At 65.1% G+C, this 22931-nt stretch carries 26 protein-coding genes and 1 tRNA gene; 8 read left to right on the forward strand and 19 right to left on the reverse strand.

All coding sequences use genetic code 11. The annotated features are described in order from the left end of the window. Positions 1–38: 38 nt before the first annotated feature. Positions 39–278 carry a hypothetical protein gene (locus tag AArc1_RS19740; protein WP_449289243.1) on the forward strand — a complete coding sequence of 80 codons (240 nt, stop codon included), beginning with the start codon at positions 39–41 and terminating at the stop codon, positions 276–278. Between the two features lie 84 nt (positions 279–362). Beyond that, a complete protein-coding gene (locus AArc1_RS01480) occupies positions 363–1262 on the forward strand; it encodes a ketopantoate reductase family protein (RefSeq protein ID WP_117362599.1) in 900 nt (299 codons plus the stop codon). A gap of 498 nt (positions 1263–1760) precedes the next feature. On the opposite strand, the gene AArc1_RS01485 is transcribed toward AArc1_RS01480, so the two are convergent. Together AArc1_RS01485 and AArc1_RS01490 are read right to left on the reverse strand one after the other, a co-directional pair. Beyond that, positions 1761–2117, reverse strand: coding sequence for a NifU family protein (locus tag AArc1_RS01485; protein WP_117362600.1), 357 nt, complete (start codon positions 2115–2117; stop codon positions 1761–1763). Between the two features lie 108 nt (positions 2118–2225). Further along, on the reverse strand, positions 2226–2543 hold the full coding sequence (locus tag AArc1_RS01490) for a DUF5783 family protein (RefSeq protein ID WP_117362601.1): 318 nt from the start codon (positions 2541–2543) through the stop codon (positions 2226–2228). Positions 2544–2809: 266 nt separating this feature from the next. On the opposite strand from AArc1_RS01490, the gene AArc1_RS01495 reads away from it, so the two are divergent. Then, positions 2810–3193, forward strand: coding sequence for a hypothetical protein (locus AArc1_RS01495; RefSeq protein WP_117365719.1), 384 nt, complete (start codon positions 2810–2812; stop codon positions 3191–3193). Positions 3194–3496: 303 nt separating this feature from the next. After that, a complete protein-coding gene (locus tag AArc1_RS01500; RefSeq protein WP_117362602.1) occupies positions 3497–4249 on the forward strand; it encodes a PHP-associated domain-containing protein in 753 nt (250 codons plus the stop codon). A gap of 88 nt (positions 4250–4337) precedes the next feature. On the opposite strand, the gene AArc1_RS01505 is transcribed toward AArc1_RS01500, so the two are convergent. The 9 genes from AArc1_RS01505 to AArc1_RS01550 form a co-directional block, all read right to left on the reverse strand. After that, positions 4338–5855: a DHH family phosphoesterase gene (locus tag AArc1_RS01505; RefSeq protein WP_117365720.1), complete on the reverse strand. Its 1518-nt coding sequence runs from the start codon at positions 5853–5855 to the stop codon at positions 4338–4340. A 305-nt stretch (positions 5856–6160) separates the two neighbouring features. Beyond that, positions 6161–6895 carry a uroporphyrinogen-III synthase gene (locus AArc1_RS01510; protein ID WP_117362603.1) on the reverse strand — a complete coding sequence of 245 codons (735 nt, stop codon included), beginning with the start codon at positions 6893–6895 and terminating at the stop codon, positions 6161–6163. Further along, positions 6888–7691, reverse strand: a complete 804-nt coding sequence (cobA, locus tag AArc1_RS01515; RefSeq protein ID WP_117362604.1) for a uroporphyrinogen-III C-methyltransferase — start codon at positions 7689–7691, stop codon at positions 6888–6890. The genes AArc1_RS01510 and cobA overlap by 8 nt, the downstream gene beginning before the upstream one ends. Positions 7692–7705: 14 nt before the next feature. Further along, positions 7706–8860 (reverse strand): hydroxymethylbilane synthase, encoded by a 1155-nt coding sequence (hemC, locus tag AArc1_RS01520; RefSeq protein ID WP_117362605.1) that lies wholly within the window; start codon positions 8858–8860, stop codon positions 7706–7708. Between the two features lie 107 nt (positions 8861–8967). After that, positions 8968–9642, reverse strand: coding sequence for a hypothetical protein (locus tag AArc1_RS01525; RefSeq protein WP_394341227.1), 675 nt, complete (start codon positions 9640–9642; stop codon positions 8968–8970). Between the two features lie 114 nt (positions 9643–9756). Further along, positions 9757–11103, reverse strand: coding sequence for a glutamate-1-semialdehyde 2,1-aminomutase (hemL, locus tag AArc1_RS01530; RefSeq protein ID WP_117362606.1), 1347 nt, complete (start codon positions 11101–11103; stop codon positions 9757–9759). A 167-nt stretch (positions 11104–11270) separates the two neighbouring features. Further along, positions 11271–12989 (reverse strand): ammonium transporter, encoded by a 1719-nt coding sequence (locus AArc1_RS01535; RefSeq protein WP_117362607.1) that lies wholly within the window; start codon positions 12987–12989, stop codon positions 11271–11273. A 478-nt stretch (positions 12990–13467) separates the two neighbouring features. Next, a complete protein-coding gene (hemB, locus tag AArc1_RS01545) occupies positions 13468–14487 on the reverse strand; it encodes a porphobilinogen synthase (RefSeq protein ID WP_117362609.1) in 1020 nt (339 codons plus the stop codon). A gap of 140 nt (positions 14488–14627) precedes the next feature. Continuing rightward, positions 14628–15050, reverse strand: a complete 423-nt coding sequence (locus tag AArc1_RS01550; RefSeq protein WP_117362610.1) for a thiol-disulfide oxidoreductase DCC family protein — start codon at positions 15048–15050, stop codon at positions 14628–14630. Between the two features lie 134 nt (positions 15051–15184). On the opposite strand from AArc1_RS01550, the gene AArc1_RS01555 reads away from it, so the two are divergent. Then, on the forward strand, positions 15185–15508 hold the full coding sequence (locus AArc1_RS01555) for a 4Fe-4S dicluster domain-containing protein (RefSeq protein WP_117362611.1): 324 nt from the start codon (positions 15185–15187) through the stop codon (positions 15506–15508). A gap of 27 nt (positions 15509–15535) precedes the next feature. Here AArc1_RS01555 and AArc1_RS18870 read toward each other — a convergent pair whose 3' ends face one another. Together AArc1_RS18870 and AArc1_RS01560 are read right to left on the reverse strand one after the other, a co-directional pair. Then, complete coding sequence (locus tag AArc1_RS18870) at positions 15536–15700, reverse strand: DUF6757 family protein (protein WP_186336634.1); 165 nt, start codon at positions 15698–15700, stop codon at positions 15536–15538. Between the two features lie 54 nt (positions 15701–15754). Continuing rightward, positions 15755–16534, reverse strand: a complete 780-nt coding sequence (locus tag AArc1_RS01560; RefSeq protein WP_117362612.1) for a PHP domain-containing protein — start codon at positions 16532–16534, stop codon at positions 15755–15757. A gap of 185 nt (positions 16535–16719) precedes the next feature. On the opposite strand from AArc1_RS01560, the gene AArc1_RS01565 reads away from it, so the two are divergent. Beyond that, positions 16720–17007, forward strand: a complete 288-nt coding sequence (locus AArc1_RS01565) for a DUF5789 family protein (protein ID WP_117362613.1) — start codon at positions 16720–16722, stop codon at positions 17005–17007. 99 nt (positions 17008–17106) lie between these two features. Here the strand turns inward: AArc1_RS01565 and AArc1_RS01570 are convergent, their stop codons facing one another. Both AArc1_RS01570 and AArc1_RS01575 read right to left on the reverse strand, forming a co-directional pair. Continuing rightward, positions 17107–18168: a zinc-dependent alcohol dehydrogenase family protein gene (locus tag AArc1_RS01570; protein ID WP_117362614.1), complete on the reverse strand. Its 1062-nt coding sequence runs from the start codon at positions 18166–18168 to the stop codon at positions 17107–17109. A gap of 93 nt (positions 18169–18261) precedes the next feature. After that, on the reverse strand, positions 18262–19269 hold the full coding sequence (locus tag AArc1_RS01575; protein ID WP_117362615.1) for a DUF5784 family protein: 1008 nt from the start codon (positions 19267–19269) through the stop codon (positions 18262–18264). A gap of 141 nt (positions 19270–19410) precedes the next feature. Here AArc1_RS01575 and AArc1_RS18875 point away from each other — a divergent pair, with 141 nt between their 5' ends. After that, positions 19411–19584, forward strand: coding sequence for a DUF5786 family protein (locus tag AArc1_RS18875; RefSeq protein WP_186336778.1), 174 nt, complete (start codon positions 19411–19413; stop codon positions 19582–19584). Here the strand turns inward: AArc1_RS18875 and AArc1_RS01585 are convergent. The 3 genes from AArc1_RS01585 to AArc1_RS01595 are packed head-to-tail and all read right to left on the reverse strand — an operon-like array spanning position 19581 to position 22295. Next, positions 19581–20318 (reverse strand): DUF7530 family protein, encoded by a 738-nt coding sequence (locus AArc1_RS01585; protein ID WP_117362617.1) that lies wholly within the window; start codon positions 20316–20318, stop codon positions 19581–19583. The genes AArc1_RS18875 and AArc1_RS01585 overlap by 4 nt on opposite strands. Beyond that, the gene (locus tag AArc1_RS01590; protein ID WP_117362618.1) at positions 20315–21250 is read right to left on the reverse strand and encodes an NAD(P)H-binding protein; all 936 of its coding nucleotides are present in this window, start codon (positions 21248–21250) and stop codon (positions 20315–20317) included. Before AArc1_RS01590 ends, AArc1_RS01585 begins: the two co-directional genes overlap by 4 nt. Before the next feature lie 58 nt (positions 21251–21308). Beyond that, entirely contained in the window at positions 21309–22295 is a 987-nt protein-coding gene (locus AArc1_RS01595; RefSeq protein WP_117365722.1) for a YkgJ family cysteine cluster protein, read from the reverse strand. A 76-nt stretch (positions 22296–22371) separates the two neighbouring features. Here AArc1_RS01595 and AArc1_RS01600 point away from each other — a divergent pair, with 76 nt between their 5' ends. Continuing rightward, complete coding sequence (locus AArc1_RS01600; protein WP_117362619.1) at positions 22372–22617, forward strand: DUF7561 family protein; 246 nt, start codon at positions 22372–22374, stop codon at positions 22615–22617. A 155-nt stretch (positions 22618–22772) separates the two neighbouring features. Here AArc1_RS01600 and AArc1_RS01605 read toward each other — a convergent pair. Then, positions 22773–22861 (reverse strand) — tRNA-Gly (locus AArc1_RS01605). Between the last annotated feature and the right edge of the window lie 70 nt (positions 22862–22931).

Below are 22931 nucleotides of genomic sequence, written 5' to 3' on the forward strand. Positions count from 1 at the left end.
ACGGCTTCCACGTCACCCTTAGAGCCGGCCTCGAGGGGATGAACGTCGAGTACGTCCGCTCTGGCTACGAGTTCGGTGAGGCCCACCTGATATGGCAGTGTCTCGAGCGTGGCGAGATGGGCGACCTAACCAGGAACTGCTGGAGGCACGTCCGTCGTCTGGGGCCAAACGAGAGAACCGCTACTATAGTAGTCGTTGAAACGATTTACTCATCGTTCGCACTCGGGCGGCCAACATCCGCTGTGCTGGCCGCTGAATCGCGAGCGAGAGTGCAATGACTTTCAATGCCTACTATACTGGACCGAGGACTGACCGGCGACGAAAACGGTTTTCCTCGCGCCCTGCCCACGTGAGGTACAACGATGGAGATCGTCGTCTTCGGTGCCGGAAGCCTCGGGAGCCTCGTCGGCGGCGTCCTCGCGCGCGAACACGACGTGACGCTCGTTGCGCGTTCGGCCCACGCCGAGGCAGTCCGGGATGATGGTCTCACCGTGACCGGTGTGACTGATTTCTGTGTCTCGCCCAGCGCGACGACCGACGGTCAGGGACTCGCTGCGGATCTCGCGATCGTCGCGGTGAAAGCCGCTGACAGCAAGGCTGCGGCAGAGACGCTCGCAACGGGGTCGTTCGACGCCGTGCTCTCACTCCAGAACGGCATGGGTAACGAGGAGACGCTTGCCAGCCATCTCGAGTCGCCAGTTCTCGCTGGGACGGCAACCTACGGAGCGGTGCTTCGGAACCCCGGCGTCGTCGAGTGTACGGGCCTGGGCGAGGTCGTCCTCGGATCGCGAACTGGCGGCCGATCTTCGCTCGCCGACCGGGTGGGCGACGCGTTCGACACGGCCGGCCTCGAGACGACCGTCGCCGCCGACATGCCCCGACGACTGTGGAAGAAACTCGCCGTCAACGCGGCGATCAACCCGGTGACGGCGCTGGCAAACGTCGACAACGGGGCTGTACTCGAGCCGCCGACGACCGACCTTGCCCGGTCAGCCGCACGCGAGACCGCAGGCGTCGCTCGAGCCTGCGGTGTCGAACTCTCCGACCAGGAGGCGATCTCGGCGATGGAACGCGTCGCGACTGCTACCGCCGCGAACACCTCCTCGATGCGCCAGGATGTCCTTGCCGACCGTCGAACCGAAATCGACGCGATCAACGGCTACGTCGTCGACCGAGCAGCGGATCACGACTGTGCGGCCCCGACGAACCGGGCGCTTACCGCACTGATCCGATCGTGGGAACGCGGTATCGGTCACCGGTAGTCGCCACCTGTCTCTGGCTCTCAATCGTCTCTTTGCGATAACCGTCTACTCACGGCTCACCTCTCCCTCGAGTTTCACACACACTGGACTCGCCCCGTTTCGATGGTGGAATCAGGGCTCTTCGGCCGCTGTCTGCTAGTTTCTTGAAGTGCGTTATCCACTCGCTTCGAATGCTGGTTTCGATTCTTCGTGACCGGCGTCGGCCTCTCTCGACGAGTTTTACACTCGTTCTGCCAGTGATAAACCAAATAACGATATATAGAATCGTCGACGATCGGGAAATGCGCCGTTGCTCGTTGGTCGAAACGAGGCGTCCAGGCTTCCCTCGAGCGAGGGCCTCAGGTCACAACCGACGGTTTGGTGAGAAGGAAACGTTCCGTCTTCTCTGAACGGGTGTTATCGCTCGAGCGGACTCGAGAGTGGCCGGTATGGGGTGCAGTAGCTCCGATCGAAACCGGCGAACGAAAACGGGACTCGTGAGTCGAACGACGAGACGATCTAGAACGGGGCTTCGGGACCTTCGTCTTCTTCGCCGTCGTCTACGGTTTCACCGGGGAACGACGGGCTCATGCCGCCGCCTCCTCCGCCACCGCCACCCATACCGGTGTGGGCGTTGACCTTTTCGATCTCGGGGATCTCTTTGACCATCCGGCTTTTGATCGCCTGGATCGTCATCGGGGAGATACCACAGCCACTGCAGGCGCCGCCGAGTGCGATCGTGACCTCGCCGTTCTCGCGGTCGATGTCCTGGATCGCTGCGCTGCCGCCGTGCATCTGGATCTGTGGGAAGTTTCGGCGGAGGAAGTTCGTCACTCGCTCCTCTAAGTCGTCCCCGTCCTGAGTTTCGGTGCTCATGGACGTTTGTTGGGGTTCCGAGCCCCTAAACCTTCCGTCACTCACGGTCGGTCCTCATGCGGGGCTCCGTCTGGGTCATCGCCGGTGTCGGCTTCACGCTGTCGTCGATTACTGGACGTTGAATACGCGTTGGAGCTCTGCCTCGATCTCGTCGACGTGTTTCTCGAGCACCGTATCGAACCGCTCTTCGTCGACGAGGACGCCGGTGAGCCTGTCGTAGGGGTTGTCGGGTAGTTCGATGCGGAACTGCCCGTCTCCCTCGTAGAACGGTTCGCTCTCGTTCAACACCTGCTGGTCGATCGCGTGGACGAGCTCGGAGTCGTATTGATCGTTCATGCGGTTGAACGCGTTCTTGTACGCTTGCTGGAGTTCGGGGAAGTAGTGGACGTACTTGTCCTCGAACTTTTCGGGGTCGAAGTCGGCCATACGCGATCGAACGGCCAGCGGAGACAAAAGTCGGACGATCGGTCTGCGTTCGATCTGTTTGGGGTGAGTCCGGTGTTGCTTCCGCACACGCAAGCGACTGCAGAACGCACGTTCGGGCGAGTTTGGGGTGCCTACACGCACACGAACGACGGTATGCAACCATTACACGTGGATGGTCTCGGGACCGAGATCTCGCGCACTCGTAGTAGCGGAGCGTGCGCATGCAAGCGGAACGTCCACTCGTTCGACGGTCAATGACGACGTACATGTCTCCCGAACAGCCACCGATCCCGCGGGAAGCGCTCCCGCCGGGATGGGGGCTTACAGCACATTGTGACGGCCGGTTCGGCTACCGTTATCGGGCGCCGCCGATCGACCTCGTCGCGGATCGAACCGCGGCGAACCAGTGCCATCCGACGCTCGGGCTGAACTGTTGCTGGGAACTGCGCTGTCGGTACCGCCTCGGCGACCGGTCGATCGCCGACGTGATCGGTTGTGTGTCGACGCGACGGGCTGCCGCAGACGGGCTCCTCGAGTGCATGCAGCACATCCACGACGCTGGAACTCTATCGGGCCCGGCCGAGGTGTTGGCCGTTCTCGAGGACGTCTCGTTCTCGGATTTCGTCCCGGACTGCCGGACGTCCCCATAGAGACCTGCCGCCGCTCGCACTCATTTTATATCGTGCAATGTGATTTACGACCGCCCCGTAACTCGAGTCCGAACCGTCGCGTGCTGGCGGCCAGAGTTTCGTGGACGGCGAATCACACTCTCTTTTCCGAGCGTGAGCGCTGAGCCGACAGTTCTCCGGCCCCAGACTCCTGACTCCTGACGAGGCCAGCGACGCTGACAGTCCGACGTCGACACCTGACCGATCGGGCCGAAGGTGAGGCTGGGTGGTAACAGAGAGCTTATGCCGTCGTCGAAAGAAACGAAGGGAGGCACTCGAGGTTCTATGACCGCCCAGATTCCCTTTCGCATCGACTTTCACGTCCACTCTGATGACTCCTACGATGGCCACGAACCGATCGAGCTCATCCTAGAGCACGCCGCAGATATCGAACTCGATGGGGTCGTCATCACCGACCACGACGAGATCCGTGAGTCACTCCGTGCGGCCGAACTCGCACCCGAGTACGGCCTCGTCGGTATTCCAGGCGTCGAGGTGTCGACGCGCCACGGTCACTTGCTCGCGGTCGGCGTCGAGGAACGCCCCGAACCCGGCCAGCCGTTTACAGAAACCGTCGAGACAGTCCGCGAACTCGGCGGAATCGCGGTCGTCCCACATCCGTTCCAACGCAGCCGCCACGGCGTCCGCAAACGCTACATCAAAGACGCCGACGCGATCGAGACGTACAACTCCATGCTCTTTACCGGCTACCGAAATCGCCGGGCTCGGACGTTCGCTCGCCGACGCGGTTACCCGGAGATCGGCGCGAGCGACGCGCACTACCTTCCGAACGTCGGGAAGGCCTACACCGAGATCCTGGTGACACCGGACGCCGAGAACCCGACCAAAACCGACATCGACGGCGACGACCTCATCGATGCCATCCTCGAGGGACGAACCCAGATCCGAGGCAAGCGGACCCCGGTCCACAAGAGTACGGTCCAGTACGCCAAAGGGGCCGTTCGCAAGTCGACGTATCTGCTGACCTCGCGTGCGCCTCTGGTTCCGACGGTGCCGTCGTCGATGGACCGACAGTAAGCCGTTCGACGTCTCATACTGCCGGACAGTGTGAGAACTCGCCGTGTCCGTCCGACGAATCCTCTTCACTGACTCCTGTCTGACAGTCTCAGGAGAGCTGTTCACCGACGATCTCGTCGGCACGGACGACGAACTCGTCTTCGGCACCGCTCGGAACGGTCGCGCCAGCAGCGACGTCGTGACCGCCGCCGTCGCCGCCGACGGCCCGAGAGGCCTCGCCCATCACGACCGAGAGGTCGAGTCCTCGTCGAACGAGGCTGTGGGTGCCACGTGCTGATACTTTCACCTCGGCGTCGCCGCCGGACCCGCTCGCCTCCTCGGCAGACTTTTCGGCGAAGGCGAAGATCGGCTTCGAGCGGCTGACACCGGCGTTGCCCATCGCCATCCCCGCGACGATGCCGACGATCGTCTCGCGGATACGATCGCCCGCGTGAAACCACTGAATGTGGTCCTCGTGGGTGACGCCTTCCTGGGTGACGAGGTCGATTCCCTGTGAGAGGTTCCGCCGATGGTTCCGCAAGAGCGAGCGGGCTCGTTCGAGCGCCTCCCCTCGGTCACCGAGACAGACTGCAAGGCCGACGTCGGCCCGTTCGTAGCGCGCAGTCGCGTTGAGCAACGTCGAAAATTCGCTGGCGTCGCGGAGTTCGGTGCCGACGGGTTCCGTGCGCAGGACGTAGCTCGTCCCGACCAGCTGGTCGATTTTTCCCGCGGGAACGCCACGTGAGACGGCTCGCTTGACGAGCGCGCTGGCGACGACCTGTTTCTCTTCGTTGGTCAGTCCGGCCCAGCGGCGCCACTCGCCGTCACGCTTGAGTTCGAGGTCGAGGTCCTCGAGAAAGCGGAGAGCACCGGCTTCGTCGTTCGAGATGCCGGGGATGCCGACGTCGGTCGCGTACTCGAGCAGTTTCGGCAGGGGGCGGGTCTGTTTCCCGTAGATGGCGAGATCGGTGCCGGTCTCGAGGACGCCGGCGTCGACGCCCTCGGCGACGATCTCTGCGTTCGCGCCGTGGAGTTCCCCACCGGAGGCCTGCATGTCCCCGACGGCGCCGACGATGGCCAGTGCGGCGAGGTCGCGGTTGTCCGCGTGAGCCTCGGTTCCGGTCGCTGCCGTCGCGGTGCCGCCGTCGGTCGCAACTGGTGGGTCATCTGCATCCGCCTGCCCCGAGACATCGGCCAGCGCCCGCGCGAGGACGTAGCTCGCACCGGCACCGGAGAGTTCCGACGCCCCGTTGATGCCGAACAGCAGCGGATTCAGGTGGTACTCCGTGTCGCGCTCGGCGGGCTGGTGGTGGTCTGCGATTACGGGCGTGAACGCGCCTGCGTCCTCGCACTCGCCGATGATGTCGAGCTGGCCGCTCCCGAAGTCGGTAAAGAGGACGGTCTCGTACTCCGTCGCGGCGATCGACTCGATGGCGGCTTCGTCGAGTTGTTTCTCGAAGACCGTCTCGAAGGGCAGTCCCGCGCGCTCGAGCGCGCTGGCGGCGATCGCGGCGCTGGTCAGTCCGTCGGCGTCGATGTGTGAGGCGAGCAACACGCGGTCGGCCTCGAGCAGACGGTTGGCACAGGCAACGGCGCGATCGGCGAGTTCGGGGACCGGCCCGGTCATAGCCTGGAGTGGGGCGTCATTTCCGATAAAGGTGCGGACATCTGCGTGGGTGGTCGCCTCCGAAGTCGTCTCTCGGACCGACACGACCTCGAAAGCCCCTGGCGACCTCGACTCGCGCGAAACGCCCTGCGCGCCTCGCTCGCTCCGCTCGCTTCGGTGCTTGGGGTTCCGGGCGTCGTCGACGCCGCCAGCCCCTTTCAGTCCCACCCGGCGGTGGTTGGTCAGGCGGTCGTAGGCGGTGATTAGTCGGGCGGTTGTAGAGGGTGGGTAGACGGGTGCCCAGAGGACGTAGAGAAATGGGGTGGCTACGAGCGGACGGCCTCGAGTGTCTCGCGTGCGAGGGCGTCGAACGTGGCTTCGTCGGGGACGACGTCGACGGGAACGCCACAGTGTTCGGCCCGGCGTCGGGTGGGTCCGCCGATGACGCCGACGACGACGTCCTCGAGTCCGGTGAGGGTCTCCTCGCGGATGCCGCGGGCGTCGGCGGCCTCGAGGAAGTGTTCGACGGTCAGCGGTGAGGTGAAACAGGCGGCGTCGAGGTCGCCGTCGGCGGCACGCTCGGCCGCGTGGCCGCTGCCGTCGGGTCTGGCGAGCCGGTAGAGGGTCGTCTCGTGGACGTACGCGCCGGCGGCCTCGAGACCGTCGGGCAACACGGGGCTGCCGTGGTCGCTGCGGGCGATCTCGACGCGTGCGCCGTCGACCTCTCCGTCCAGGGCCTCGACCATCCCGCTCGAGGTGTACTCCTCGGGGACGACGTCGACGTCGTAACCCGCTTCGCGGAGGGCGTCGGCCGTTTTTGGCCCGATCGCACAGACGAGCCCGTTGCCGTGGTCCCAGGCCGCCTCCGCGGCGAGTTCGACGCCGGTCGTACTCGTGAGGATCGCGTAGTCGGCGTCGCGTCGTGGCGTTTCCCCGGTCGGCTCGATCTCGAGCATCGGGTCGGCGACGGGGGTCGCCTCGAGCGACTCGAGGGTGGCGACGGCAGCCTCGATGCGCTCGTCGTCGGGTCGAAAGACGGCGACGGTGGGCCGGTCAGTCATTGGATACGCCTTCGCCTGACTGACTGTAGTCGTTGCGGAGAAAGTCGACGACCGATTCGCGCGTTCCGGCGACGCCGCCGATCACGGTTATCGCGGGGGGCTCGATACCGACCTCGTCACGGACGTCGACGATCGTCTCGAGGGTACCCGTGGCGATCTGCTGGCCGGGCCAGGTCGCCCGTTCGACGAGCGCGACGGGCGTCTCGGGGCTCAGGCCGCCGTCGATGAGCGCCTCGGCGTACTGGGGGAGTCGGGTGACGCCCATCAGGACGACGATCGTGCCGCCGGTTTCGGCCAGCGCCTCCCAGTTGACGGTCGATTCGGGTTTGGTCGGGTCCTCGTGACCGGTGACGAACGAGACGGACGAGGCGTGATCGCGATGGGTGACTGGAATGCCAGCGACGCCGGGCGCGGCGACCGCCGAGGTAACGGCGGGAACGACCTCGAATGGGACGCCGTGTTCGGCGAGGTACGCTGCTTCTTCACCGCCGCGGCCGAAGACGAACGAGTCGCCGCCTTTGAGTCGGACGACACGTTTCCCCTCGCGGGAGAGTTCGACCAGTCGCTCGTTGATCTCCCACTGCGGCGTCCGGTTGCCGTGGGCGCGTTTACCGACGTCCTGGCGACGGTCGTCCGGCAACAACTCGATGATCTTCGGACCGGGCAACTTGTCGTGTAAGACGAAATCCGCTTCCTCGAGCAACCGTTTGGCCTTGAGCGTCAGCAACTCCGGATCGCCGGGGCCGCTGCCGACGAGGTAGACCGTTCCGGGCTCGGGCGTGGCATCTTCTGACATTCCCGTACCCGACTCTATTTCCCGGCTGGCTTATCTCCCTCGGAAACAGTTTCGTCGTCGGCTGTGGTTTCGTCGTCCGCGGCGTTTTTGCGTGCGCGATCGATCAGTTCGGCCGCGCCACGGTCTGCGAGGTCCGCGGCGAACGCTCGAGCGGCCTCGGCGTGGGTTTCGATCGGGAGGTCGCGGTTCGCGACGACGGATTCCTCGCCGTCGCGGTCGAAGACGCTCACCGTCGCGTGGACGTACTCGCCCTGGACGATGGCGTAGATGCCGACTGGCGCGATACAGCCACCGCCGAGTTCGGCGAGGATCGTCCGTTCGACCGTCGTTTCGACGCGACTCCGCGGGTGATCGATCGCCGACTGGATCTCCCGGGCCGTCTCCCCGTCGGTCGCCGTCACCGCCAGCGCGCCCTGGCCCGGCGCCGGGACGAACGTGTTCGTCGGGAGTTGCCAGTAGTCGACGTAGTGAGCGAGCCCGCTTCGCTCGAGTCCGGCTTCGGCCAGCACGATCGCGTCGTACTCGGTGTCGACCTCGCGACCCAGTGCCTGTTTCTCGAGTTCTGAACGCTCGTCGAACCACTCGTCGACGGTCCGGTCGTACTCCGATTCGAACTCCTCGTTTCCGGTCTGGCCTTTCCGTTCGCTGTCGGCCTCGCTCCGCTCTGCGTGTTCGGTCTGAAGCGTGGGTGCGAGCAGCTTCTCGAGACGTGTATCGACGTTCCCGCGAAGCGGTTCGACCTCGAGATCCGGTCGCTCCGACAGCAGTTGTGCGCGCCGCCGGAGACTCGAGGTGCCGACGGTCGCGCCGTCGGGCAACTCCTCGAGGCTCGAGCCGTCAGGTGTCACCAGCACGTCGCCAGGGGAGCCGCGTTCGGGGACGGCGGCCGTCACCAGCTGCTGGGGCTGTTCGGTCGGCATGTCCTTCATCGAGTGGATCGCGCCGTCGAGGTCGCCATCGAGGACCCGTTCGTCGAGTTCGCGGACGAACGCCCCGGTTTTCCCCAGCCGGTGGATGAGTTCGTCCTGGATCTGGTCACCGGTCGTCTCTACTGTCAGGAGCTCGACCTCGTATCGGCGATCCTCCAGAGCCTCTTTCACCAGCGTCGCCTGTCGCCGGGCGAGTGTGGACCCCCGTGTCGCCAGTCGCAACGTCCCGCGTGTTCTCATGGGCGGTACTCCACGCTTGGAGTATGAAAAGCGCACGCTTATGCGGCGGACGACTCTTCGTCGTCCGGCCGTCCCGCTGGGCAGGGTCACGTACACTCGAGCGGTCGTCACGTCTCGACGGCCCGTCGCCGGAAGAGATAGTAGCCGGCGAGGACTGGCTGTAGCGGCGGGACGAACAGACTCACGAACGCAAGCCCGAGGTAGAGCCCGGGGTTCGGCCGCCACGAGTCGCCGTAGGTGCTCACGTAGGCGGCGTCCTGATGAATTGCGATCGGGAACGTGCCAAATGCGATCGCTCCTGCGAGTCCGACCGCTGCGGTAAACAGCGACGGAATCGCGAGGACGAGCGCGACGACGGCCGCGATGAGCCCGAAGAGTGAGGTCGAAAGCGAGAGCGCCACGACGAGCCACCAGCGCGACCAGCCCGGCGGCGTCCCGAAGCGCCGATGTCGACGAGCGAGATAGACCACGCCGGCCGCCGGCGCCCAGAGGAGCCCGAAGACGGCGTTGAGCCACGGGCTCGGTTTCCAGCTGCCGCTAGCTCGAGGCTGGCGGCGAACGCGCCGTGCGTCGAGTCCGAGTGCGACCGCCACACCCAGTGTGAGCACCGTGTAGCCAAACGTTCCGAACAGGACGAGCCCCGACTGGAGCCCGGGGACGCCCGGCTCGGCGTCCTGGAGGATGCCGACGACCCCGACGCCGATCACCGGCGGAACGGCATAGAGCAGGCGCTCGAGGACGCGTGCCCAGTCGACCTCGCGAGCGCCAGTCATGCGTCCCATCATGGCGTTTGGCGCCGTCGATGAGCGCGCGTTCGTCCGTCCGGACCGTCGACGACGGACCGAACCGCGACGAATGACCGTTTCGACCTGATCACGACGAGACGGGCTTCGTGATCAGAGGGCTTCTTTGTACGCCTCGAGGGTCCGTTCGACGTCCTCGTCGGTGTGGGCGTAGCTGACGAACTGACACTCGAACTGGTTTTGGCTGAGGAAGATCCCCTGCGCTTTCATCTGGCCCCAGAAGACCCGCCGCCAGCGTTCGGTCTCGGCGTTTTTGACGTCGGCGGCGTTTTTCGGACAGTGGTCGTAACGCGGACAGGTCGGGTTCTGTCGACAGCCGTCGGTGCAGGCTTCGTCCAGGCTGTTCTTCCCGGGGCCTGCTCTCGTGAAGATCACTTTGAACATGCTGTCGGTGCCGACGACGGTGTACTCGGGCGCTTGGTCGGCGACGATCTCCGAGAGGCCCGTCCGAAGCCGCTCACCCAGTCCGTTGACGTGATCGTAGACGCCGTTTTCGGCGGCGAACTGTAGCGTCTCGAGGCCGGCGGCCATCGTCACGGGATGGCCCGAGAAGGTGCCGGCCTGAAAGACCGGCCCCGAGGGGGCGAACTGCTCGATGATGTGGGCTTTGCCGCCGATTGCGCCGACGGGGAAGCCGCCCCCGATGATCTTTCCGAAGGTGGTAATGTCGGGCGTCACGCCGAACTCACTCTGGGCACAGCCGAGGCCGCCGACGCGAAAGCCGGTGATGACCTCGTCGAGGATGAACAGCGAGCCGTGTTCGTCGGTGAGCTCCCGGAGGAACTCGAGATAGCCGTCCTCGGGGGAGACGATGCCGTAGTTGCCGAGAATCGGTTCGGTCATCACGGCCGCGATGTCCTCGCCATGTTCTTCGAAGACCGCTCGCATCGCGTCTTCGTCGTTGAACGGGACGGGAAGGGTGTGCTCGGCGAACGAGTGGGGGACGCCCGCCGAAGACGGCTGTGGATTCTCGGCGTCACCTTCGACCAGCGTCGACTCCTGGGCCCCGTGGTACCCACCCTGCATGACGACGATCTTGTTCCGGCCGGTGTAGCCGCGGGCGAGGCGGACGGCGGAGGTCGTCGCCTCGGTGCCCGAGTTGACAAAGCGGATCTTCTCGACGCTTGGGACGTGGCGGACGACGAACTCGGCGAGGTCGACCTCGACCTCTGTCGGCGTCCCGTACATCGGCCCTTCGCTGGCGTTTTGCTGGATCGCCGCGCGTACCTGGTCGGGCAGGTCGTGGCCCAAGAGGAGCGGACCGAGCCCCATCACCCAGTCGACGAGTCGGTTGCCGTCGGCGTCGATGACGTGGCCGCCGTCGCCTTTCTGGACGAAGAATGGGTACGGTTCGATCGCCGCGCGAACCGCGGAGTTGACGCCACCGGGCATGACCGACAGTGCCCGATCGTACAGCTCGCGTGAGTTGTCGTCGTTCATAACCGGCCGTACGGAAGCCGACGGCAAAGTAGTACCGAGGTTCACTCGAGCGCTTCCGACCTTTCCTCAGACCGCAAAACTGTGTGGCGCTCGAGTGGGTCGATCCGGCTGACCGTAGGTGGCTGCCGGGAGACGGTTCCAGTCGCCTGTCGGGAGGGTCCGTCCGGTTAGACCGCCTCCGTGCCAGTCTCGCCGGTGCGAACCTGACAGGCGTCGGCGACCGGGAGGACGAAGATCTTCCCGTCGCCGGGTTCGCCAGTGTTCGCGGCCTCGCGGATGGCGTCGACGACGTCCTCGGTCGGAACGTCGGCCACGACGCACTCGATCTTGACCTTCTGGTGGAGGTCGACCGTGTACTCCTCGCCGCGCCACTGCCCTTTCTTCGCAGGCTGGGAGCCCCGGCCGGAGACGTTCGTGACGGTCAGCGACGGCGCGCCGACTTCAGCCAGCGACTGCTTGATCGCGCCCAGGCGGTCGGGGCGGACGATTGCAGTGACGAGTTCGATGCCCGACTCGGAGGTGCTCGAGCCGCCGTCGGTGCGCAGTTCGCCGCCGTCGGTGGCGATCTCAGGCTTGCCGAACTCGGGGTAGGTGTCGACGCCGTGTTCGGCGAGGTCCAGCCCGTCGCGTTCGTGTTCGGAGGTGACTCGAGCCTCGCCGACGAGTCTGAACGCGCCCCAGATGGCCGCGGTCGCGGCGACGGTCCAGATCGTGATGACGGCGACGCCGACGATCTGGGGAACGAATGCGCCCGCTTCGATCGAGAGGATGCCGCCGGCGACGAGGCCGCCGCCGACCGCGGTGCCCTCGATCGACCAGAGCGGGTAGATGATCAGCCCGAGCATGCCCGCAGAGCCGTGGACGGGGAACACCGCACAGACGTCGTCGATCTTCAGGCGCTGTTCGACGAATCGGAAGACGATCGGGAGCTGTGCGCCGGCGAGGAAGCCGATCGCGATCGCACCCATGGGGGTGATGAGGTCAGTCGGGCCAGTGACGCCGACGAGGCCTGCCAGCATCCCGTTGGCGACATACAACGTGTCGACCTTGCCGTTGATTTTGAGCGAGACGACCGAAGCGCCGATCGCGCCCAGCCCCATCCCCAGTGCCGTGACCATCGCGACGCTACCGACGTAGTCGAAGTCGGCGAGTTCGAAGGTTCCAGGGTCGATCACGGTCGCAGCCGTGCCGACGTTGAAGCCGAACCAGCCGAAACAGAGGATCAACGTTCCCAGGACGGCGAAGGTCATCGAGTGACCGGGGATGACGTTCGACGTCCCGTCGTCGTTGTACTTGTCCATCCGTGCGCCGAGGATCCAGGCCGCGGTGAGGCCAGCAACGCCGCCAACGCCGTGGACGACCATCCCGCCCGCGAAGTCCGCGAAGCCAAAGGCCGCGAGGATCGGCGTCCCGCCGGGGGCGTACCAGACCATCGCCGCGACGACCGGGTAGATGACCGCCGCGAGCAAGAACGTGTAAGCAACGTACGCACGCAGTTTCGCGCGACCAGCGACGGCCCCCGAGACGATCGTGGCGGCAGTCATCGCGAACACCGCGCTGAACAGCCACATCGCCCAGTCGAACGACCCCTCACCGAACATCGTCAATGGCGAGGACTCACCGCCGCCAAGCGCTGAACCAACGTTATTCGAGAGTCCCATCCCGATCACGAAGAAGACGCCGATCCCGACCGCCCAGGTCAGCATGTTCTTGGTCAACTGGTTTGCGACGTTCTTCGAGCGGACCTGTCCCGCCTCGAGCATTGCGAACCCGGCGTGCATGAAAAAGATCAGGAACGTCACGGTGAGCGCCCACATCAGGTTCATCCCCGTCGCGAGCGACTCGAGATCGGAGGCACTCACCTCGAAGACTACAGGATCGATCATTGGCACACCTCCTGGCTGGTCGCTTCGTTTTGCTCTCGCAGTGACTGGTCGGCTGCGAATAAACGTTCGTCCACGGTCGATGCCCCTTCTGCTATAGTCGTATTCCGAATCACGATTGAGTGACACGAAGTAACCCAATATAATGATTAGCGTTGTGGTTTGTCTACAATTAGGGTCCTACGCTGGCGTTCCTCAAAATCTAAGTGAGGTTTAATCTATATAAGGTCGATGAACGTCGCGATCAATCTCGACGACGACTATGTTCTGGTCGTTCGTCCACCCAGAATCGCTCTCACAATCCGGACGTTCGGCATCGACGAACGCTATCTGGCGGCTCGAGCCCGTGGCTCCGACCAGCGGACCTCGGGCGCGGCAGATGTTGCCACGCGACATTCAGCGAACTGCCCAACTGGACGTTCGTCAGAATCGGGGCCACAACTGTACTCGTCGACGACCGCCGACGGTCGTCGTGGGTCGCCTACGTGAGTTCTTCGGCGACGTCCTCGGCGAAGTACGTCAGGATCAGATCTGCACCCGCCCGCTTGATCGACAGCAGCGACTCGAGCGCGACGGCCTCGATGTCGAGCCACCCCTTCTCGGCGGCGGCGTGAAGCATGGCGTACTCGCCGGAGACGTTGTAGGCGGCGACGGGGTGGTCGAACTCTCTACGCAGGGCAGAGACGATGTCGAGGTAGGGCAGCGCGGGTTTGACCATCAGCACGTCCGCACCCTCTTCGACGTCGAGGCGGACCTCGCGTAGCGCCTCGCGGGCGTTCGCCGGGTCCATCTGGTAGTGACGTCGGTTCCCGAAGCTCGGCGCGCCGTCGGCGGCGTCGCGAAACGGCCCGTAGAAAGCACTCTCGTACTTGGCGGCGTAGCTCATGATCGGGACGTGGTCGTAGCCCTCGTCGTCCAGTGCCCCGCGAATCGCGGCGACCATCCCGTCCATCATCCCGCTGGGAGCGACCATGTCCGCGCCGGCGTCGGCATGGGAGACGGCGATGCGCTCGAGTGCCTCGAGCGTCGCGTCGTTGTCGACGGTCAGCGTCGGATCGTGGTCACAGCCGGGGCCGTGTTCGTGGTCGACCTCACCACGAAGTTCCTTCTCGAGCGGGCCGCAATGGCCGTGGTCGGTGTACTCACAGAGACAGACGTCGGTGACGACGTAGGCGTCCGTTTCAGCGGTGATCCGACGGGTCGCCTCCTGGACGACGCCGTCGTCGACCCACGCACGGGTACCTTCGGGGTCTTTCGATTCGGGGATTCCGAAGAGCATGACGGCCTCGACGCCGGTCTCGAGCACCTCCTCGACGCGGGCAACGCTCTCGTCGATCGGCACCCGCTCGTGGCCGGGCATCGACTCGATCGGCACTCGCTCGTCCGTCGTCGCGTCGACGAACACCGGGGCGATGAAATCGGTGGGCTCGAGACTCGTCTCGCTGACGAGGTCGCGAACCCGATCCTGTCGGAGTCGACGGGGTCGGTGGGTGAGGTCCATACTCGCCCTACCGAGGGGACGGCCAAAAGCGGTGCGCTCGAGGGCTGCGTCTGTCGTGTCCGTTCGCCGGGACTGCTGTAGTCCTTGGAGCCTCTTCAACCGCTCTTGATTGTGTCGTGTCCGTGCGAGCGGGAGGCCGGTCAGGAGTCCCGTCGCGCCGGCGGCTCGCGGCTGGCGAGTTTGCCGAACAGGGCTCGCCGGTCGGCGACCTCCCGGTACAGCGACTCCCGAACCGTCTCGTTTCCGGGCACCTGCTGGAAGACCGCTGCAAGGTAGCGAGACGGCGTTTCGACTCGGCTCATTGCCTCTTCGATCGCCGCACCGCAGGAGTAGACTCGGTCGTCCGTCAGCAGGTGTGCACACTCCTCGTAGTCGTCGGGGAGACGCGCTAGCTGATCCGGCGTGAGTTCCTCGAAGCCGACGAGTTCGAACTCGCCGCGCTCGGCGGCGAACGCTGCACACCAGGTACAGAAGCCACAGTCGTCGTCGTAGACCAGCCGCGGCGCTGGCCGCTGGCTCGAGCCCGATTCGATACCGGCCGCGTCCGCACCTGAAGGGGTCATGGGAATGCTACGGGCTCGGCACCCAAAAGCCCGACTCCCGTTCACCGCGGTAGGGGCCAATTAGCCACTGCCGTTCGAGCCCGGAGACGAGTCCGTACTTTTAAGTCGCCGTCAGCCGTTTGGGACTGTTAGCAATGGCCATAGATCCGCAGTTCAACGAGAACCGAGAGAAGGTAGGCGAAGAAAACGGCGTCGCCGTCTGGGGTCCCGTCGACGAACCCGAAGAGCTCGGCATCCGAGGTACGCACGTCGCGGTCGACTTCGACCTCTGTCTCGCTGACGGTGCCTGTCTCGAGGACTGCCCTGTCGATGTCTTCGAGTGGGTCGACACGCCCGGCCATCCCGAAAGCGAGCGAAAGGCTGAACCGACAAACGAAGCCCAGTGTATCGACTGTATGCTCTGTGTCGACGTCTGTCCGGTCGACGCCATCGACGTCGATGCCGGACGAACCGCATAACCTCTCGAGTCCTCGAGAATAGAACCGTTATTCGGCGCGGTCGACGTCGACTTTCTCCTTCAACGTCTCCAGCCCGTCGGCTTCGGCGAGTTCCTGGAGCCGTTCCCGGAAGTGCTCCTCGCAAAGCCCGACTTTGAGGCCTTCAGATTCGGCGGCAAAGGCGGCCTCGCTGTCGCAGTAGTGGCAGTTCATGTGCGGGCGTAGGGGCCACGTCGCATTGAACCCTCCGCTCCCGGCGATGTTCCGTCAGTCGAGACCGAGCTCGAGTCGGTCGAACGCCGCCCGTGAGAGCCCGGCACGTCCGAGTACGTCGTCGTGGGCATCGCTCCCACCGGTGGCGACCAGTTCGTATCGTTCGATCGCCCGCTCGACGGGCGTCACGTCGACGTCCCGTGCGTAGGGGTACCATCGCTCGATAGCGTCGAGGTGGGCTCCCAGCCCGAGTGCCTGTTCGGGATCGCGGTACCGTAGCGGGTGTGCGAGCGAGACGAGTCGACCGGCGTCGGCGAGGACTCGCCGTCCGTGGTCGAACGACGGCACGTCTCGCGGGACGAAACACGGACCGTCGTTACCGATCAGTCGATCGAACGCCTCCCCGTACCCGTAGTCGGTGTCGGGATGGGCCTCGATGGCTCGGGCAACGTGTGGTCGACCAAAGCCGTCGGTAACGGTAACTCGGAGGTCGACGCCCAGTTCGTCTTCGACCTTCTCGACGATCGCTCGGCCGCGTTCGATTCTATTCGTCTGGATTCCCTCGACCAGCGCCTCGAGATCGGATGTTGGCTCGATTCCGTACCCGAGTAGATCGACGCGTTGGCCAGCGTCGGTCTCGACGCGCAGTTCGATCCCGTGGACGACCGTCACGCCGTCTCGCTCGATGGCAGGCTCGTCGAACGGTTGCAGTCGGTCGTGGTCCGTCACGGCGACGACGTTCACGTTGGCGCGCCGAGCGGCGGCGGGGATCGCCTCGAGTTCGAGGCTTCCGTCCGAGCGCGTCGTGTGAACGTGCAGATCGGCGTAGGGCATAGCTCACTCGAGCGGTCGGCGGCCTATAGGCGTTTCTCAGTGTCCGTGCCCCGTTTGCGGGCCGTCACTGAGTTTGCAGCAACTCTTCGTTGCGTGTCAACGAGCGACATATAAGGTATGGGGTTGTCCTAGAGATCGTTTATGGACAATGTTTATAATCATTGTTCACCCAGAAACGTATTGTAATGCTGCTCAATGGCACCGGCGAGGTCATCGACGACCACGAGTACCCCGCAACCACCGAGGAAATGATCGAGGCACACGGCGACCGCACCCTCGAACTCCCAAACGGCTCCGAGACGGTCGGTGATGTACTCGCCCGCCTCGAGACGGAAACCTTCGAAAACCCTGAAGACGCGCGCTTTGCCGTCTACTCCGCAGTGAGCGACAAAGCCGTCGGTCGCGTCGGCTACAGCGACCGCGACCCGACTCCCGTCGGAAGCCCGTACGCTCCCGACGCTGTGTCGTTTTAACCCTTAGTAGGGCGTTTTCGACGGCCGAGTTCGTCTGCGAGCCTGCCGTTCGTTCAGGCGTGGTCGACTCGCTGTCAGTAGCTGGCCCGTCCCATCCTCTCAGAACTCGTCGATGACGGGAATTCCTTCGGTCTCGTAGTCAGTCATCGCCTCGAGTTTGTCGTTGACGTCCTCGAGACCGATCGTCTCGGAGACGACGTCCGCGGGTCGGAGTTTGCCGGTCGCGACCAGCCGGAAGATTTCGTCGTAGCGGGTCGGCGGCATGCCGAGCGAGCCGATGAACTCGATCTCTTGCATGACCATCGCGTCGGTCGGCAGTTCGATCGTCCCCTGTTCGTCCTGGGTGGTGAGTCCGACCTGGAGGTGCTGGCCGTGCGTTCCCAGACTCTTCACCGAGTTCTGGCAGGTCGCGGCGATCCCGAGGGCGTCCATCGAGACGTCGGCACCGCCGTCGGCGATCGCTTTCACCTCGGCGGCGACGTTCTCGGCGTCGCCCGCATTCACCGTCTCGACGGCGCCGAGTTCGCGTGCTTTCTCGAGCTTTCCGTCGTCCAGATCGACTGCGATCACGTTCGCGCCGAGGGCGTCGGCGATGTGGACCGCCGAAAGGCCGACGCCGCCGACGCCGTGGACCGATACCCAGTCGCCCGCCTCGACGTCGGCCCGGTGAGCGAGTGCGTGAAACGACGTCATAAACCGGCAGCCGAGCCCGGCCATGTCGACCGACGAGACGCCATCGGGCAGGGAGACCAGGTTGTGGTCGGCGAACGGCACGTGAAGCTCCTCGGCGAACGCGCCCTGAACCGGCTCGACGAATCCGAGCGGCATTACGTTCTCACAGGTGTTCGAAAATCCTCGCCGACACTGTGGACACGTCCCGTCACCGAGGTTGAACGGGACGGCCACGTGATCGCCCTCCGAGACGGTCGTTACGTCCTCGCCGACGGCGACAACGGTTCCCGCGGGCTCGTGGCCGAGGATCTGTCCCGGCTGGGTCTCGAGCCCGAGCCAGCCCCAGTCACCCTGCCAGCCGTGCCAGTCGCTCCGGCAGACCCCGCAGGCTTCGACCTCGACGACCGCACCCTTCGGGTCGGGTTCGGGTGCGTCGATGTCTTCGATCGAGAGTGGTTCTCCGTGTTCCTCGAGAATTGCTGCGCGCATAGCCGCCATACACTACGATAACAGGACACATATATCAATCCCCTAACGTCGGATGAGCGTGCCGGGAGGTCCGTCGGTCGGCCTCGACTGCGCTCAGTCGGCGAACGTGATCGCGTCCTCGAGTTCGAGCGGGACCGATCCTTTCCGGTAGGCCTCGACGTGGCCGTTCGGGCGGGCGCGATAGACGACGGCGGGTCGGTGGTGGACCTCGGGTTGTTCGCCGCGGACGGCGTTCCAGGCGTCGTCCCGGAACGACGAACAGTCGACGAAGAGGACGGCACCGCCGCCGTGTTTGGCGAGCTGGCCGTCGGTTTTCGTCTCGGCGGTGTCGCGGACGGCGGCGACGGGGCCGGCGGCCGCACGGTTCTTCGGTGGCTGGGGGCGAGTCACCTCGACGAGGACGTTCGTCCTGTCGTCGACTGCACGGAAGTCGAGTGAGTGTCCGGTCGTCACCTCGATTTCGGGTTCGACCCGGTATCCGGCTTCGGTAAGCACCCTCGCGGCGATGAACTCGCCCATCGCGGCGCTCATCCGGACGCGGTCGACGTGGCTGCTCGTCCCGAGCTTGCCCGACATAACGTGTCGGTACTCATCGAGCGCCCCGGTCTCGAGGAACTCCTCGAAGTAACGAGTCGTCTCGCGCCGGCCGGCGTCGGGGAAACCGGCGGCGTGTTCGCGAAAGAACGCACGGGTCGCCTCTCGGCCGTCTTTGGACATGAAGACGGGCAGGAAGAACCACGAAATGTGGGGATAGTCGGCGAGCCACGGATCCTCCTCGTACAGCGTTGCGAGCAGTTCCCGCTGGGTCCAGCGAGTGACGCGATAGGGGACCTCGCGCCAGCCGAACTTATCGGTTCGCCACAACGACGAGGGGGTCTCCGTATTGCCCATCCAGTAGGCCTCCTCGCCGTTGCGGGCGAACAGTGCAACGTCGCCGTTTTGCATCTCGAAGCGGTGGGTCTCCCAGTTCGCACCGATCTCGTATTGCGGTGTGACTGCGCGAGCCCCGATGTTCGACCGAAGCGGCTGGAGGATCTGTTGTCTGACTCGTTGCTCGCTCCAGTGGTCGGGCGAGTATCGAAAGCGAAGCGGCCGTGCCACGCCGGTAGCTATGGGTCGATGCCGGAAATACTGTTCGTTGTCCACGTCCAGCGTTCGTCACCTCGCTTTCGTCTCCGACTCCCCGTCGATGAACGACCGTTACATTCATGTGTCTCTGCGTCATAGATGTGTGCACTTACCATGTCAATGGGTGCCTATGACGAGAACGAGCACGAGCGCCGCGAGCAACAGGCCTCGAGAGTGGACGCGGACTTCGACGACGAGCGGACGATCTACCACGGCGAGGTCGAGTACGACTCCGGCGACTCTGCAGAAGCACTTCTCGACCAGTTCGAGCAAATCAAGTCGAACTAACGCCGGTCCATCGGTGCCCGCCTGTTCGTCTCGCCGTTTCGCCCGAGTCCAATCGACAGTGACGCGACCACCACGACGGCGACGACGTGACCGCCGAGTGTTGCGAGCAAGAGCGGTCGATCGAGTACGAACGGAACCAACAGTAACTGGACGCCAGCGAAGGCAACGTTCAGCGCGTCAACCCGGCGGTAGCGCCGTGCCGTCACCGGGTCGAACTCGTAGACGAGCGCCCGCCAGAGGCCGACGACGCTCGCCCACCAGCACGTTCCGATCCGGTAGACGACGTCCCACAGTACGAGCAACGCGAGCGCGACGGCGACCGCAGGTGGGGCGGTGCCGAACAGCTCGGTCACGAGCCCGCCCTCGTTCGCCTGTGGATCGAGCACGAACAGATACGTAACGAGTGCGACGAACGCGAACACACCGAGAACGACGTCGATACTCGAGCCGAACAGCAGCCGCCGGTACGCCGTCGGTGTCGGAAGCTCGCGCACCTGGCGGCTAAACTCCAACATGAGCCAGCTTCCGACCGTTGCGACTACGACGGCGACCGTTCCCGGCACTACTGCGGCCCAGAGGTCGTAAACGGCGGCGACGAGTACGATCGCGGCTTCGAATCCGAGAAACTGAACCAGGATCGCCGTTCGGCCCGAGACCCGTAACCCGGGCACCGTCCCGAGCAGGCTTTCGTACACCCACGTCTCCCCGTATTCCGGCCGCGGAGACGACGTCATTCGACAGCCTGCTCCGGTCGTGTCGTCCGCGTCGTGTCGTCCGTGTCGTGGCCGAGCGCCCGGCGAACCGCGACGTCGAACGACACCGGCTCGAGGCCGACCAGTCGCTCGAGTCGGTCGTCCTCGACGACGACGGGGTTTCGGAGGCCGTCGATCAGCGGGTAGGCGACTGCCGTCGGGACGTCGGTGACGAGGCCGACCCAGTAGGCGGACAGTCGGGGGCTCAAGATCGGAACGGGGAGGACGAGCGGTCGGCGGCCGGTGGCGATTTCGGCCGTCGTCGCCAGCAGCTCCCGGTAGGTGAGGACGTCGGGGCCGCCGATCTCGTACGTCTCACCGGCCGTCTCAGGGCGCTCGAGGACGGCCAAGCAGTACGCGACGACGTCGTCGATGCCGATCGGTTGACACCGCGTATGAATCCACCGGGGCGTTACCATCACCGGAAGCCGCGTCGCGAGCTGTGTCAACAACCGGAAACTCGCGCTGCCGTCGCCGACGATGATCGCGGCCCGAAGGACGGTTACCTCGGTGCTTCCCGCTGCGAGGACCGATTCGACCTCGTGACGGGATTCGAGGTGAGCCGAGAGCACTTCCGCGTCGCTGCCGAGCCCGCTAAGATAGATCACTCGCTCGACCCCTGCAGCACTCGCCGCCCGTTCGAAGTTGCGGGCTGCCCGTCTGTCTCGGTCGGCGAAATCGCCGTGTGCGCCCATCGCGTGGATCAGGTAGAAGGCGGCGTCGACGTCCTCGAGTGCCGTCTCGAGGCCGTTCGGCTCGAGGACGTCGCCTTCGACGACGGTTACCGACTCCGCCGATTCGTAGGCGGTTTCGTCCCTGACGAGGACGGTCACATCGTGATCCGTCTTCTCGAGGAGGGCGACGACGAGTCGGCCGCCGACGAACCCAGTTGCACCCGTAACGAGTACGTTCATGCCGTCCGTTGGGCTGCTGGTGTCTTAACAGTCGTTGCGAACACGATCCGCACAGCGATCACTCGAGGTCGTCCCACCCCGGCGTCTCCGGTGCGCCGCGAGCCTCCTCGACAGCGCTCGCGACGGTCGGCGATGGCGTCCCGTCGGTTTGCACGCGCCGGCGATGCCACTCGCGGATGGTGGGACCGACCCAGGCGTCGTCGTTCGTTTTACTCGCTGCCTCGAGCGCCCGCTCTCTGGCCTGCTCGCGGTGGTGTTCGGAGATCGCGAGCGTGCCGGGACTCGAGGCGGCCGCGACCGCCAGACAGGTCGCCCGGTCCTCGCGGGTCGCCTCACCGCGGGCCAGCCGATCGATCACGCCCTCGAGCCTGTCGGGCTCGGGATGACAGAAGAGCTTCTCGCCGATGGCCTGGCTGCCGAGCAACAGATCCACCGGCTCGTCCTCTACGTCAGCCTCGAGCAACCGCTCGCCGCCGAACGCCGCTTCGACCCGTTCGCACTCGGTCTCGGCCTCGAGCGCGAGGTTGTGGGCAGGGTAAGCGCCACACTCGGCCGGGAACAGGTCGTCGTCGTGGATTCGACACTGTAGCGTCGTCGGATCGAGGAAGACACAGGCCGGGAGCCAGACGGGCTCCTCGAGCTCGAACGGGGTGACGGGTTTCGGGGGTTTTCGCAGGCCGACGAAGAACGCCGGACGATCGGCGACGGCCGCGAGGTCGTAGCCGTCGACCGTGACTGCCTCGTGTTCGTCCCGTACACGCCAGAACCGTGGCGTCAGCGCGGCGGCGTATCCGGCCTCGAGAAACGCTCGCACCTCCTCGCGCGTGAGCGGGACGAAGTTCGCCACGTCGTCGATCGACGCCCGCCTCGAGCCGTCGTCCGTTCCGAGCGATCCGCGCTGGCGAGTCGTCGTTAGCGCGTCGTCGCCGTCGGGTGCGGCTGTCCCGTCCGTTCGCGGGCTGTCTGAGCCGCCGTTCGCCTCGGGCTGGAGGAGCCCTCGCCAGTCGATACAACAGCCCGCACAGCCCGCACAGTTCACCTCCATATCGTGTGCTACGTCTTCATAGCGCATAATCGATCCGGGGGGAACGACTTTCCGCGCCCGGCCCCCTCGCTTACGCATGGTCAGAGACACCTGTGACGGCTGTGGGCGGCGTATCAGGGTTGCTGGCGGGATGGAGAACCTCTGGACGTTCGGCGAGGACGACGGCAGTACGGGGACGGCGATGCTGCTCGAACTCGGCGACGGCTCGGAACACCTGCTCTGTTATCCGTGTCTCGAGGCATTGCCCGACGAGCCGACCGCCGTGGACGTCGACCGACTCGAGCAAGTCGACGCGGAGACGTCGACGCTTTCCGGCCGGTGAGCGGGACTCGAGTCGTCACGTCCGAATTGGCGACGGCGAAAACGGGTAGGGGTATGGGGAGGCGGACTGGCACGCGATGCGAACGTGGACACTGGTGCAGCCGTGTGATCACGGCCGCGTGGGCACGACGCGGCGGGGAACCGCGATGCCCGAAGCGGAAGGGGTGGGATTTGAACGCCACGAGGCTGTGAGGCCGCCGCGGGCCAGATGGCACCGCGGTGCTCTACCGCTGAGCGACCCTTCCGTACTCGGTTCGATGGCCGAGTTCGTATTTGTAATCGGTCGGCTACCCCACTGTAGCACACCCTTACGCC

Origin of the sequence: Natrarchaeobaculum sulfurireducens, from assembly GCF_003430825.1 — an archaeon.
Lineage (GTDB): Archaea > Halobacteriota > Halobacteria > Halobacteriales > Natrialbaceae > Natrarchaeobaculum > Natrarchaeobaculum sulfurireducens.